This window comes from Methylobacterium sp. Leaf117 (assembly GCF_001422985.1).
Classification (GTDB): Bacteria; Pseudomonadota; Alphaproteobacteria; order Rhizobiales; family Beijerinckiaceae; genus Methylobacterium.
This window is the reverse complement of the sequence record NZ_LMNL01000037.1, coordinates 92156-104752: the sequence shown is the minus strand read 5'-3', so window position 1 is coordinate 104752 and position 12597 is coordinate 92156. Positions and strand designations below refer to the sequence as shown.

The 12597-nt window shown below is 68.5% G+C and carries 10 protein-coding genes; 4 read left to right on the top strand and 6 right to left on the bottom strand.

Annotated elements, in window-relative coordinates; all coding sequences use genetic code 11:
* Positions 1-7 precede the first annotated feature (7 nt).
* Positions 8-871 (top strand): SDR family NAD(P)-dependent oxidoreductase, encoded by an 864-nt coding sequence (locus ASF57_RS20745; RefSeq protein ID WP_056486905.1) that lies wholly within the window; start codon positions 8-10, stop codon positions 869-871.
* A 310-nt stretch (positions 872-1181) separates the two neighbouring features.
* Here ASF57_RS20745 and ASF57_RS20740 read toward each other — a convergent pair whose 3' ends face one another.
* Positions 1182-2855 carry a lysine--tRNA ligase gene (locus ASF57_RS20740; protein WP_056486902.1) on the bottom strand — a complete coding sequence of 558 codons (1674 nt, stop codon included), beginning with the start codon at positions 2853-2855 and terminating at the stop codon, positions 1182-1184.
* Between the two features lie 352 nt (positions 2856-3207).
* Between ASF57_RS20740 and ASF57_RS20735 the strand changes: the two genes are divergently transcribed.
* Positions 3208-4374, top strand: coding sequence for an MFS transporter (locus tag ASF57_RS20735; protein WP_056486900.1), 1167 nt, complete (start codon positions 3208-3210; stop codon positions 4372-4374).
* 243 nt (positions 4375-4617) lie between these two features.
* On the opposite strand, the gene ASF57_RS20730 is transcribed toward ASF57_RS20735, so the two are convergent.
* The gene (locus ASF57_RS20730) at positions 4618-5640 is read right to left on the bottom strand and encodes a dienelactone hydrolase (protein ID WP_056486897.1); all 1023 of its coding nucleotides are present in this window, start codon (positions 5638-5640) and stop codon (positions 4618-4620) included.
* Positions 5641-5777: 137 nt separating this feature from the next.
* Between ASF57_RS20730 and ASF57_RS20725 the strand changes: the two genes are divergently transcribed.
* Positions 5778-6617, top strand: a complete 840-nt coding sequence (locus ASF57_RS20725; RefSeq protein WP_200935906.1) for a LytTR family DNA-binding domain-containing protein — start codon at positions 5778-5780, stop codon at positions 6615-6617.
* Here ASF57_RS20725 and ASF57_RS20720 read toward each other — a convergent pair.
* Positions 6614-7435: a transporter substrate-binding domain-containing protein gene (locus ASF57_RS20720; protein WP_056487476.1), complete on the bottom strand. Its 822-nt coding sequence runs from the start codon at positions 7433-7435 to the stop codon at positions 6614-6616. The two genes, ASF57_RS20725 and ASF57_RS20720, sit on opposite strands and share 4 nt — an antisense overlap.
* A 144-nt stretch (positions 7436-7579) precedes the next feature.
* Here ASF57_RS20720 and ASF57_RS20715 point away from each other — a divergent pair, with 144 nt between their 5' ends.
* Positions 7580-9442 carry a glycosyltransferase gene (locus ASF57_RS20715; protein ID WP_244477050.1) on the top strand — a complete coding sequence of 621 codons (1863 nt, stop codon included), beginning with the start codon at positions 7580-7582 and terminating at the stop codon, positions 9440-9442.
* A gap of 12 nt (positions 9443-9454) precedes the next feature.
* Here the strand turns inward: ASF57_RS20715 and ASF57_RS20710 are convergent, their stop codons facing one another.
* The 3 genes from ASF57_RS20710 to cysG form a co-directional block, all read right to left on the bottom strand.
* Positions 9455-10339, bottom strand: a complete 885-nt coding sequence (locus tag ASF57_RS20710) for a dihydrodipicolinate synthase family protein (RefSeq protein WP_056486894.1) — start codon at positions 10337-10339, stop codon at positions 9455-9457.
* A 68-nt stretch (positions 10340-10407) separates the two neighbouring features.
* The gene (locus ASF57_RS20705) at positions 10408-10989 is read right to left on the bottom strand and encodes an SCO family protein (RefSeq protein ID WP_056486891.1); all 582 of its coding nucleotides are present in this window, start codon (positions 10987-10989) and stop codon (positions 10408-10410) included.
* Positions 10990-11103: 114 nt separating this feature from the next.
* Entirely contained in the window at positions 11104-12597 is a 1494-nt protein-coding gene (cysG, locus tag ASF57_RS20700) for a siroheme synthase CysG (protein ID WP_056183195.1), read from the bottom strand.

The following is a 12597-nucleotide window of genomic DNA, read 5'->3' as shown; positions in this document are numbered from 1 at the left end:
CGCGCCGATGCCGGACCGGATCGCTCTCGTCACCGGTGCCACCTCCGGCATCGGCACCGAAACGGCGCTCGGCCTCGCCCGGGCTGGGTACCGGGTCGGCATCGTCGGCCGGGACGCCGGGCGCGTCCGTGAGACCATCAAGCGGTTTCGCGAAGAGGTATCGCGTGGAGAGGTCGACGGCTTCACGGCCGACCTCTCGTCCCAATCCGAAATCCGTCGCCTCGCAGCGGAGGTCCGGGTAAGATACCCGCGCCTCGACGTGCTCGTGAACAATGCCGGTGCGATCTTCGACCGCTACGCCGTGACAGAAGATGGCATCGAGCGCACCTGGGCGCTCGATCATCTCGCCTACATGCAGCTCAGCCTCGAACTTCTGGATCTTCTGAAGGTCAGTGCGCCGGCCCGCATCGTCAATGTCGCCTCGGCGGCGCATCGGCGCGGTCGCATCGCCTTCGATGACATCGGCCATACCCAAGGCTACAGCCCTATCACGGTCTATTCCCAAGCCAAGCTCGGCAATGTGCTGTTCAGTGCCGCCCTCGCGCGCCGTCTGGCCGGGACCGGTGTCACCAGCAACGCCCTGCATCCCGGCGTCATCGCCAGCGGGTTCGCCGCGGGGACCGGCGGCTGGTTCGGCCTCGGCTGGCGCCTGATCCGGCCTTTCATGGCCGATCCGGTTTCAGGAGCTGCGACGTCCATCCATGTCGCGACGGCACCGGAGACGGCGGACACGACGGGGCTCTACTTCGTTCGCAGCCAATCGGTGGCGACCTCCGCCCGGGGCCGGGACGTGGCGTTGCAGGAACGGGTCTGGGCCATGAGCTTGAGCCAGCTCGGCCGGTCGGACATTGGCCCTGTAGCGACCCGCTAGCGGAAGGGATGCGGATTTCATGCACTGCACGCATAGCCGCTCCCTCAAGGAGACAATTGCATGGTGCGGTGCGGGATGGCATTTGGTGGCCATGCACCGCGGCGATGGCGTCGCCGCGGTGTGCCCTTCTTGGGCGTTTCCTCCCTAGACTTCGGGCCGCTCCCTCACCGGGGCGGCCTTTTTTCTGTCCAGGCGATGGCGGTTTATCCTCCGGATGCCGCGGAGACAAGCACAATTGTGCGAAAGCGCACGTCATGCCCCACACATTATCCTGCGCAGGCGCCCGGGGGCGCCGGCGCAAGGCGGTTCATCAAGCCGCCGGTGCTTCGGGCAGGAAGGCTCCTGTCAGCGCCGTGGCGATCAACGCCCGGGTCTCGGCGACGCCGTAGAGGGCGATGAACGAGCCAAAGCGTGGGCCGCGTGCCTCTCCGAACAGCACGTTATAGATCGTGCTGAACCAAGCCTGCGATACGCCGGGGCGCCCATCCGGGCTCTTGGCCTTGCCCGACAGGTCGGGGAAATGTCGGCGGCCGACCTCGTAGACCACCCCCTGCAGCCCCTCCGGATCACCCGAACCCGCATGTGCGGCCAGCGTCTCGGAGAGGTCCTCCAGGGCGGCCCGTTCCGCGTCCGTCGCGGCCCGGTAGGTCTTGGCCGGTCGCACCAGATCCCGGAAATACGCGAGCGCATGGCCGACGAGTCGGTTCAGCACCGGGTGGGTCTCGGGGCCCACCTCCGGGTCGTAGCGGCGGATGAAGCCCCAGAGCACGGCCGGATCCTCGGTGTTGGCCACCGCCGCGAGGTTCAGCAGCATGGCGAAGTTCAGGGCGCCGCCCTTGCCCACGGCCTCGGCCGCTGGCGGATGGCCGCCATGCAGGTGCCAAACCGGGTTGCCGAGCTTCTGGGCCGCCTCCTGGGCCGGATACTTTTCGAGGAAGCCGAGGTAGTCGTCGACCTGACGTGGGATCATCTCCACGAACAGACGCTTGGCCTCGCGGGGCTTGTTGTACATGAACAGTGCAAGGCTGTCGGCGGTGCCGTAGACCAGCCAGTCGTCGATCGAGAGGCCGTTGCCCTTCGACTTCGAGATTTTCTTGCCGTCTTTGTCGAGGAAAAGCTCGTAGTTGAAGCCCTCCGGCGGTTCGCCGCCCAGCGCTCGGGCGATCTCGCCTGAAAGCTTCACCGAATCGATGAGGTCCTTGCCGGCCATCTCGTAGTCGATGCCGAGCGCCACCCAGCGCATGGCCCAGTCGGGCTTCCACTGCAGCTTGGCATGCCCGCCGGTCACCGGGGTCTCGTAGGCCTCGCCCGTCTTCGGGTCACGCCACACCAGGGTGCCTGCGTTCACCCGCACTTCGTCGATGGCCACCTGCATCACCTCGCCCGTCACCGGGTGGATGGGCAGGAACGGGGAGTAGCTCGCTGAGCGTTCGGCCCGCAGCGACGGCAACATGATCGCCATCACGGCCTCGTAGCGCTCCAGCACCGTCATCAACGCCGCATCGAACAGACCGGCCTTGTAGCATTCGGTCGCCGAGCGGAATTCATAGTCGAAGCCGAAGGCGTCGAGGAAGCGGCGCAACTCGGCGTTGTTGTGTGCGCCGAAGCTGTCATGGGTGCCGAACGGATCGGGCACGCGGGTCAGCGGCTGATTCAGGGCGCCGATCAGCATCTCCTTGTTCGGCACGTTGTCCGGCACTTTGCGAAGGCCGTCCATGTCGTCCGAAAACGCGATCAGCCGCGTCGGTACGCTGTCCTGGGTGAGCACCCGAAAGGCGTGCCGGACCATGGAGGTCCGTGCCACCTCGCCGAAGGTGCCGATATGCGGCAGGCCCGACGGCCCGTAGCCGGTCTCGAACAGGATTTCGGATTTCGGACGACGCTCCAGCCGCGCCACGAGCTTGCGCGCCTCCTCGAAGGGCCAGGCGGCGGCGGTGGCCGCCGCCGCGATGAGATCCGGGTCGAGGTGGAACGGGGACGACATGAGACAGCGTCAGTTCTGCAAGGATGATCAGGAAGGTCGGCACCGTAGGGAGGGTGACCCGGAGGGTCAACGCGGAGTGGTCTCGCGACGCGCAGGGTTCTGGTCGCGCCGAGGCCGGCGCTTTCGCTCCGACTCAGCCTCGCCGCATCTATGTCGCGCGTCGCGGGCGGACACAGGGCGATTCAGGTCTTGGTCGCGGATCTGCGTCGGTAGCCGAGCCTAACGAGCCTAACGATCTTGGCGATCCTGGCTCCGTCTCGACGGCGGGTCGGCTTCACACCTTTGCCGCGTCGACCTGCGAAACGTCGTCTCGCATCACGATGCGCTCAGGCTGCCCAGCCCCCAAGGCTTCATGACGTCGAACCCCCGATCCGCGATCGCCCGTCCGCATATGCGGATGAACGGCGCCCCCGAAATTCGTGCCACGCGCCTGCTGTTCCTCATCGTGGGGTTCGGGGTTGCGGCCTGGGCGCCTCTGGTCCCCCTCGTGAAGGCCGGGGCCGGCCTGGACGACGCGACCCTTGGGCTGCTTCTCCTCTGTCTCGGCATCGGCTCCCTCGCCACGATGCCGATGGCGGGCGCTCTCGCACAAAGCTTCGGTGTCCGCCCGGTTCTGACGCTCGCCGTCGTCACCACCGGTTCGGCGCTGTTGGCGTTGTCCCGCGCCACCGATCTCGCGGTCCTCGCCGTCGCCTTGATTGGGCTCGGGATCGGGCTCGGCCTGCTCGATTGCCTGATGAATCTTCAAGCGGTGGTGGTGGAGCGCCGCGCCGGGCGGCCGATGATGTCGGGCTTCCACGGGCTCTACAGCCTCGGCTGCATCGTGGGCGCCGCCGGCTTCAGCGCCCTCCTGAGCCTCGGCCTGACACCGCCGGCCGCGACACTGGCGGTGGTCGCCGGCATCGCGGTCGCCTTCCTTGCCGCCCTGCCGGGACTTCTGCCCAGCGAAGGCGGATCACGCGGCCCGGCCTTCGCGGTGCCGCGCGGCCCGGTGCTGGTGATCGGCCTCCTGTGCTCTGTGGTCTTCCTCACGGAGGGGTCGGCCTTGGACTGGAGCGGCATCTTCCTGATCCAGGAGCGGGGCCTTGCGCCAGCCCAGGCCGGCCTCGGCTACGCGGCCTTCTCGTTGACCATGACCCTCTGCCGGCTCACCGGCGACGGTCTCGTGCACCGGCTCGGCCGCCGCCGCATCGTGGTCCTGGGCGCCCTGCTGGCAGCCGCCGGGCTCGTCCTGGTGACGACCGTGCCGCTCTGGCCGGTGACGCTCCTGGGCTATGCCCTGGTGGGGGCGGGGTGCGCCAACATCGTGCCGGTGCTGTTCACCGCCGCCGGACGGCAAGCCTCGATGCCCGCCGCCCTGGCGATTCCCGCTGTGACCACCCTGGGCTATGCCGGCGTGCTCGCCGGCCCGGCCGCCATCGGAATCCTGGCCCACGCCACCAGCCTGACCTGGGCTTTCCTCGCGGTAGCCGTCCTCCTCCTCGGCGTCGCGGCCGGGGCGGGGAGGCTGCGCGACTGAGGCTCACGGACGAGGCGCGAAGAGTATTGCAATCGGCCTTCGCGGCGATCGGCATCCTGACCACACTGAATCCCGGCTTGCAGCCTCGATAGGGGGTGTCGAAGACAATCGTGGTGATCTGACCGCCGGTCCTGCCCGCAGGAATGCACAATGGGAGTGACGGGTCTCGTCAGCGTTCTTCGATGTCCTGGAGGCCTATGCTGCCTGGAACAGGAAACGATCCCGCTCGATCAGAATCTGGCGCTAAGGGGCGCTCCTTGCATCGATGCCGATGCTCCGCCGAAAGAATCGAACCACGTTCGTGTTGAATGCGCGGTGGAATGCGGCTCGATCGAAGCCGGGCTGGCTGCTGCAGATCATCGGCATCACGGAGGGGACGGTGCAAGGCGCCAGAAAATCGAAGTGGCCAGCGCCCGGGACAGCGTGAAACTCAGGCGGAATGGGCAGTGCGGCGCGCACCGCATCCGCGTAAATGCGTGGCGGCAGAACTGTATCGTCGTCCGCTCGCCACAGCTGCACGGGAATCCGGATTGCGGCGGCACCTGCGCGATCGAAGGTAAAACCCAATGCCGGTGCCGCAATCACAATTGCCTTGATCCTCGGATCCCGCATGTCGGGCCATGCCCCGATTGAGACGTGCGGTTGAGCCTTAACCAGGTTGCAGTCGAAGAAGGTGGGATGGGCTGCGCAATGCTCCGTCAAGCGCGTGAGATCGGGGCGACCGCCGACAGCGGCCAGAACCGTGAACCCGCCTGAGGAAAAGCCGAATGCACCGATCCTTTCGGGATCGATGCCGGCATGGCCCGGCCAGTCCGCGAGCATATAGGTAATCAGGCGGCTGAGTGCCCTTGGGCGTTCTTCGATGTGCGTGGCGCGACTGTTATCCCGCCAGTTGTCGCCGGGATGCGTGAGGGCTGCAACGATGAAGCCGGCACGTGCCAGCGCCACCGCGGTGTCGGCGTGACCCGTGAAGTCACCTCCCGTTCCGTGCGACATGACGATCATCGGATAAGGACCCGGGAGTGGGGAGCTTCCCTGGACCACCTCGTGGGTGAAGAGGCCGAGCCGATGGGGCGAGTCCCGGCCGGCCGCAGGATACCAGATGCCAATCTCGACGCCGTCGCTAGAGACCTGACGTTCAAAGCCGGCTCCAGTCCCCTGGGCGCGGGCGGAGGATATCAAGGTGGCGCCGGCGATCAGGGCCGCCAGGGCAAAGTGCAGTGAGGTGGTGGCGAGGAGGGCAGTCAGGATGAAGTGCAGTGGCATCGTTGGACTCCGGTATGGGCACCGCACCGTGACGATGTCAGGATCGGTCCTCAAAGCCGGTTTTCGCGAGTAGGCCAGCGGGTTCGCCGATGGGCGTCCAGGCTTTGGTCCGCGACTGCATCGGGCTGGAGGTTCTCATGACTGGTCCCGTCTTTCTCGGCGCGATGAGCCTGCCGCACGCACGGCTGCTGAAGGGTGTTGGCGTCGCTGCCGGTGCGGGTGCCCTGCTCGCCGTGTTCGGTCCCTTTGGTACTTATCTCAACCCTGGATTGATCGCGCGGGCTGCCTATTGGATCGCAGCGATGCTGATCGGCTTTGTTCTCTACGGCGCGGCCTTTGCGGCTGTCGGGCTCCTTGCGCCGCCGGAGCGTCGCTACAGATGGCCCGTTCTCCTCATCGTGACGTTGCTCGCCGGCATTGCAGAAACAGCGATCACCCGCGCGTTGGCATTCTGGTTATGGCCCGACCTGAAGATGCTGGAACTGCCCTGGTCCCTATGGTTCGCACAGGTCAGCACATTCGGGCTGATCGCGATGGGGATAGCCGAACGCGCATATCGGCGCCGTATCGGGCCATCCGAGACCACTTCTCCAGGGGATCCGTCCATCGTTGCTCCGCCCCGCCGCCTCCTGGCGGGCAACGTTCTGGCCTTGCAGATGGAGGATCATTATGTCCGCGTCCACACGCCTCAGGGTTCGGATCTGGTCCTGATGCCGCTGACCCGCGCCATGGAGAGTGTCGACATCCCCGGGTTGCGGATTCACCGTTCGTGGTGGGTGGCACGTGACGCCGTCGTGTCCATCGAGGGCACCTCACGGGCGATGCGACTGCATCTCTCAAACGGTGTTGTTGCCCCCGTCGCCCGCTCCGCCGTGATTCATCTCAAGGACGCGGGTTGGCTATCGAGGAATGATCCGACCCGAATTCGCGCAGCGTCCGAGAAAGACGTTGGGGGTGGGAGGTCCACCCCTCTCTAAAACGGGCTCACCGGGAAGAACCGCAGATACAGCTCCGCATACTTGCCTTCGTCCCACAGTCGCTGCAGCGCGTCGTCCAGCGCCCGGGACAGGACGGGGTCGTCGGAGCGGGTGACGAGGCCGATGCCCTCACCGAAATAGCGGTTCTCGAGGTAGTCGCCGCCTAGGAAGGCGCAGCAGCCCGCGGCTTCGACGCCGCCGATCCAGAGGGCGAGGTTGAGCCCGTCGGCGAAAACGTAGTCGACCTCGCCCCGACGCAGAGCCGCCTCGGCGGTGGCGAGGTCGGTGAAGGGCTTCGCGGCCGCCTTGGGGAAAAAGGCCGTCAGGTAGGCCGCGTGTGCGCTGCCGCCGACCACGCCGACGCTCTTCTCGGCCAGGGCCGCGGCGGAGGGAACCGGCAGGCCCTTGTCGGTGCGCGCGACGAAGCGGGCCGGCCAGCGGAAGTACGGACGGGTGGCAAGGAAGCGCGCGCGCAGGGTCGGAGTCAGTGGGATCGCGGCGGCGACGACGTCCCCCTGCCGGTCGGCCAGGGCGTCGAGGAGGGTGTCGAAGCGGCGGGCCTGGACCGTGCAGGACATCGCGAGCCGCTCGCAGACGGCCCGGGCGAGTTCCACGACGAAGCCGGTGGGAGAGCCGTCCGGTCCGGCGAAATGCAGCGGCGGGAAGTCGTCGTCGGTGAGGAAGCGGACCGTGCGCGTACCCGGCTGTGATTCCATCCGTTCCTGGCGTGAGCGCGGGTTCCAGAAGTTCGGGATCGAGACGCCGTCGGCTCGTGCGGTCGGGGCGTTCCCGCCGCAGATCAGCGCTGCACCCAGGATGAAAGCAGTGACTCGGCTCCGCCGACGCCTTGCCTTCCGGTCATCGCGCGCGGAAGTTGTAAATGTGGCGCACGAGTTGTGCGTGGATGCGGTCTGGCTCACCGCGTCTCCCTAGCACATCCTCGGGCTCTCGGGAGGTCGCGCGTGGTGTCGCTGCTCGGCTTCAGCGCTCCCGGCGGCGGGAATGCTGCGCTTCCGCCGGAGATCGCGTTCCTGGCCCGGCAGGGATTTGACCCGGAACGCCTGGCCGAGGCCGCCGCCCTGGCTCGGGCCTGCGGCACCGACGCCGCCACCGCGCTGATCCACGCGGACCTGATCGGCGAAGAGACCTATTACCGCCGGCTCGCCCTGGCCCTCGGCGTTCCGTTCCTCGTCGGCGACCTCCTGCGGCTCGGGGATGGGACCTGCTATCCCGACAGCCTCGTGGCTGGCCTCGCCCCCCTGGCGTGGCCAGGGCCGGCAGCCTTCGTGCGCGCGCCGCGCGGACCCGCCATCGCGGCGCTCCTATGCGATGGCACCGCCGACGGCGAAGGCTATGCCATCACGACGCCGCGTGCCCTGCGCGATGCGGTCTTTGCCGCCAACCCCACCGGGATCGCGACCTACGCCGCCGACAGCCTCCAGCGGCATCGCCCCGACTGGGCCTTCGAGTCCGGGACGCAGGGGCCGCGCCTCGCCCTCGTGGGGCTGATGTTCGGGGCGGCGTATCTCGGAGCCGAGTTCATCCCCGGCGCGATCCTGATCGGCACCTGGACCGTGGTGCAGCTCGGCTTTCTCGTCATGGTGACGTTCCGCATCGCCGCCGCTGCCGTCGAGCCCGATCCGGTCCCCGAGGCGCGGCTGCCGGATACGGCATTGCCGGTCTACACCGTGCTGGTGGCGCTCCATCGCGAAGCGCGGGTTGTGCCGCGCCTCATCGCAGCCCTGGCGCGGTTCGACTATCCGGTGGCGAAGCTCGACATCAAGCTCGTGATCGAGGCCGACGACACGGAGACCGGCGACGCCCTGGCGGCGGCCGCGCTGCCGGCCCGGTTCGAGATCATTCGGGTGCCGGGGGGACTGCCCCGCACCAAGCCGCGTGCCCTCAACGCCGCCCTACCGCTGGCGCGCGGAGCCTGCCTGGTGGTCTACGACGCCGAGGATGTTCCCGATCCGAATCAGCTCCGCGCCGCGGCGGCCCGCTTCGCCCAGGCGTCCCACAAGGTCGCCTGCCTGCAGGGCCGCCTCGTCATCGACAACATGGATGACGGCCGCCTCACCCAGTGCTTCGCCATCGAGTATGCGGCGCTGTTCGACGTCCTGATTCCCGCCCTCGCCTCCTGGTGCATTCCGATTCCGCTCGGAGGCACCTCGACCCATTTCCGGACCGACATTCTCCGAAGCCTGCACGGCTGGGATGCGTGGAACGTCACCGAGGATGCCGATCTCGGAATCCGCCTCGCCCGGGCGGGCTACCACGTGGCGGACCTGCCCAGCGATACGCTGGAGGAGGCGCCTCGGGCATTCCGGCCCTGGCTGCACCAGCGCACCCGCTGGATGAAGGGCTTCCTGCAGACCAGCCTCACCCATGCGCGGGCGCCGCGCGACACGGCCCGCCAGCTCGGCATCCTCGGTACGCTCGGCGCCATCGCGCTGGTTCCCGGAACCGTGATCTCCGGTCTGGTCTATCCGTTCCTCATGGGCCGGGCGGCCTACGACTTCGCGCTCTTCGTATGGAGCGGATTCCCGGCGCCCGGCGGCTTCTGGGCGAACCTTCCCGCCGGGGCGTCGGTGACGCTGTTCATCGCCGGATTGCTGGCCATGCTGCTGCCCGCCGCCCTCGGCTGCGTCCGACGCGAGTGGTTCGACCTCCTGGCGGTCGTGCCCTGGATGCCGGTGTACTTCCTGCTCGTCAGCCTCGCCGCCTGGGCGGGCCTGATCGAACTCATCCGCGCGCCGAATCGCTGGAACAAGACCGAGCACGGCCTCGCCCGCACCTCCCGCTCCGGTGCCCTGCATCCGCGTTGAAGAGGAGCGCGGTCAGCTCAGCTCGAGGGTCGCCAGCGTGTCCGCGATCCGCCGCCGGACCTCCTCGGTCACGGGGAGGATCGGGCGCGGCGGCTCCGCTCGGCAGAGTCCGAGAGGATTGGCACAGGCATAAGCGACCCGCAGGCTCGAAAACGTCCGGAACAGCTCCCAGAGCGGTGCCAGCCGGGCGTTGAGGCGTCGCGCCTCGGCCGCATCCCCGACCTCGACCGCGCGGGTGATCGCCAGAGCGGACCTCGGGAACAGTCCGGCAAAGACGCTGTACCAGGCCTCGCCGCCCGCCAGCAGCGCCTCGACCGCGTTCCAGTCGCCGCTGTAACCGAGGGTGAATTCGGCCGGCACCGCGGCGCGCAGCACCCGAACGTGTTCCGCCGCGGCTTCCGGCTCGGGGGACGGGCTCTTCACCGCGACGATGCCCGGAACACGGGCGAGGCGGCCGACGAGTTCCGGGGTGAACCGGAAATGGGTGGTACCCGGATTGTCGTAGAGGCAGAGCGGCAGGCCGGAATCCCGCGCCACGGTCGCACAATGCTCGAAGACCTCGTCCTCGGTCAGGGGCGTATAGGACATGGCCGCGAGGAGGCCGGCCTGGGCTCCGGCACCCTTCGCGTCCTGGGCCATCCGCACCGCCTCGTCGGTGCGCAGGGCGCCGACCCCGACGAGGAGCGGCACCCGGCCCGCCACCGCCTCGACGGCAGCCTCCACGGCCCGGCGGCGCTGGTGGCGCGCCAGGAAGGGATAGGTGCCGGTGCTGCCGAGAAGGCCGATCGAGCCGACGCCCGCCTCCACCAGGGGCTGCAGGATGGTCCGCAGGGCACCGAGGTCGACTTGGCCATCGGCGTTCGAGGGGGTGATCGGGAAGGCCGACAGGACGGTCATGGTCGCTCCGGGGCAGAGAGAGAAGGCCGGCGCGTGCGCCGTTCCGCGTCAGCGTGAGGCCAAGGCGCTCACAGCATCTTGGCGAGTTCGGCCGCTGCCTCCTGGGGTGGGCGGGCGAGATTGAGGGCGTTAAGGAAGCGGTTCTGGCCATTCATCACGTAGACGAGGGCGGTGTGCTCCATGGTGTAGTCGCCATCCTTGGTCGGCACCTTGCGGACATAGGCCCGGTAGGCCTTCACCGCCGCGTTCACCTCCTCGGGCAAGCCGGTCAGGCCGACGATGCGCGGATCGAAGCTCGCCAGGTAGGTCTTCAAGGCCTCCGGGGTATCGCGCTCGGGGTCGACGGCGATGAACAGGGCGCGAGTGTCCTTCCCCTTCGGCCCGAGGGCCTGGAGCACGTCGCCGATCTGCTGCAGCGTCGTCGGGCACACGTCCGGACAGTGGGTGAAGCCGAAGAACACGAGGTGCGTCCGGCCCGCATAGTCACGCTCGGTGACGCGCTGCCCGTCCTGGTTGGTCAGGGTGAAGGGGCCGCCGACGCTGCTCGTCCCGGCCTCCTGGGTCCGCGGCGCCAAGACCACGAAGGCAGCGACGCAGAGCCCTACGAGGCCGACCACGAAGGCGAGGAGGGGCAGGAGCGTGCGACGCATGGGACGGCCTTGCAGTCGAGGGAGATGGCGGCTTCAGACCACAGGCGCCGCCCCCGGGCAATCTACCAAACCGTCGCCGGACATTCGGACCGCTGGCTTGCGGACTGCCTGTCCTCAGATCGCGAGCTTGCCCGGTTCGATCGCGGCGATCGCTGCCGCCGCACCCATCCGCCGCAGGGCCTCGCCAACCATGAGCAGGGCTGGCCCTTCATGGCCCGAGGCCTCGACCCGGTCGGCGAGGTCGGCCGCGCTGGCTTCCACCACCTGCTGGTTCGGACGGGTGGCGTTGAAGACGAGGAGGGCCGGGGTCGTCGGTGCGAGCCCCTCGGCGATCGCCCGCTCCAGCAGGACACCCAGCGTCTTCTTCGGCATGTAGACTACGGTGGTGACGCTCGGATCGGCGAGTGCACCCCAGTTCAGATCCTCGGGCAGCGCCCCGCGCCGGTCGTGTCCGGTGACGTATTGCAGGCGCCGCGCCGCGTCGCGGTTCGTCAGCGAGACGCAGAGGGAAGCCGCGGCCCCCTGCGCGGCCGAGATGCCCGGCACCACGCTGACGGGAATGCCGGCGGCGCGGCAGGCATCGATCTCTTCGCCGGCCCGCCCGAACACCAGAGGGTCGCCGGATTTCAGGCGTACCACCTGTTTGCCGGATTTGGCCAACTGCACCATCAGCGCGTTGATGTCGTCCTGGCGGCAGGAGGGGCCATGCCCGGTCTTGCCCACCAGCATGGTGCGGGCCTCGCGGCGGGCATAGTCGAGGATCTCAGGCGCCACGAGATCGTCGTAGAGGATCACGTCGGCGTTGCGCAGCGCGCGCAGCGCCTTGAGGGTGAGGAGTTCAGCATCGCCGGGTCCGGCGCCCACCAGGGTTACCGCGCCACCCTTCGGCGCGGCCTCGGTCTCGCCCAGCAACTCGGCGAGATCGGTTGCGGTCGGCGTGCGATCGGGCTCCGCGAAGGCGCGATCGGTAAAGCGCTCCCAGAAAGCGCGGCGGTCCGAGAAGCCATGGAAGCGGCTCGTCACCTCCTCGCGCCAGTCGCGGGCGGCGCCGATCCAGGCCTTGAACCCGCGCGGCAGCATGCCCTCGATCCGAGCGCGCACAGTCTGGCCGAAGACCGGGGCGGCACCCTCCGTGGAGATGCCCACCACCATGGGCGAGCGGTTGACGATGGCGCCGAACTTCACGTCGCAGAGATGTGGCCGGTCGACTGCGTTGACGATGGCGCCGGTCTTCCGGGCGGCGGTGACGAAGGCGACACAGTCCGCCTCGTCCTCCATGGCGCCGATGCAGAAAGCGGACCCAGCGAGGTCGTCCGGATGCCATGGGCGCTCATGCAGGGTCACGGAGCCCGCGACGATCTCGCCTGGCACGGCGCGCAGCTCGTCGCTCGGCTCCGGCGCATAGACGTCCACGTGGGCCCCGGCGGCGGCGAGCAGCTTCACCTTCCAGGGCGCACCCCCGTTCGAGCCGGCCAGCACGGCCCGCTTGCCCTGAAGCGGCACGAAGACCGGCAGCACCGCAAGCGGCTCCAGGCCGGCAGGGCTGCCGCCGCGAGTCGATTCATTACCGGCGGGCCGGGTTTCACGGGGAATACGGGGCGTGCTCAT

What these genes read in the sequence shown, in the direction of transcription:
- ASF57_RS20745 (WP_056486905.1), top strand. Translation starts at nt 8, where the DNA reads ATGCCGGACCGGATCGCTCTCGTCACCGGTGCCACCTCCGGCATCGGC.
- ASF57_RS20740 (WP_056486902.1), bottom strand. Translation starts at nt 2,855, where the DNA reads ATGTCGTCCCCGTTCCACCTCGACCCGGATCTCATCGCGGCGGCGGCC.
- ASF57_RS20735 (WP_056486900.1), top strand. Translation starts at nt 3,208, where the DNA reads ATGACGTCGAACCCCCGATCCGCGATCGCCCGTCCGCATATGCGGATG.
- ASF57_RS20730 (WP_056486897.1), bottom strand. Translation starts at nt 5,640, where the DNA reads ATGCCACTGCACTTCATCCTGACTGCCCTCCTCGCCACCACCTCACTG.
- ASF57_RS20725 (WP_200935906.1), top strand. Translation starts at nt 5,778, where the DNA reads ATGACTGGTCCCGTCTTTCTCGGCGCGATGAGCCTGCCGCACGCACGG.
- ASF57_RS20710 (WP_056486894.1), bottom strand. Translation starts at nt 10,339, where the DNA reads ATGACCGTCCTGTCGGCCTTCCCGATCACCCCCTCGAACGCCGATGGC.
- ASF57_RS20705 (WP_056486891.1), bottom strand. Translation starts at nt 10,989, where the DNA reads ATGCGTCGCACGCTCCTGCCCCTCCTCGCCTTCGTGGTCGGCCTCGTA.
- cysG (WP_056183195.1), bottom strand. Translation starts at nt 12,597, where the DNA reads ATGAGCACGCCCCGTATTCCCCGTGAAACCCGGCCCGCCGGTAATGAA.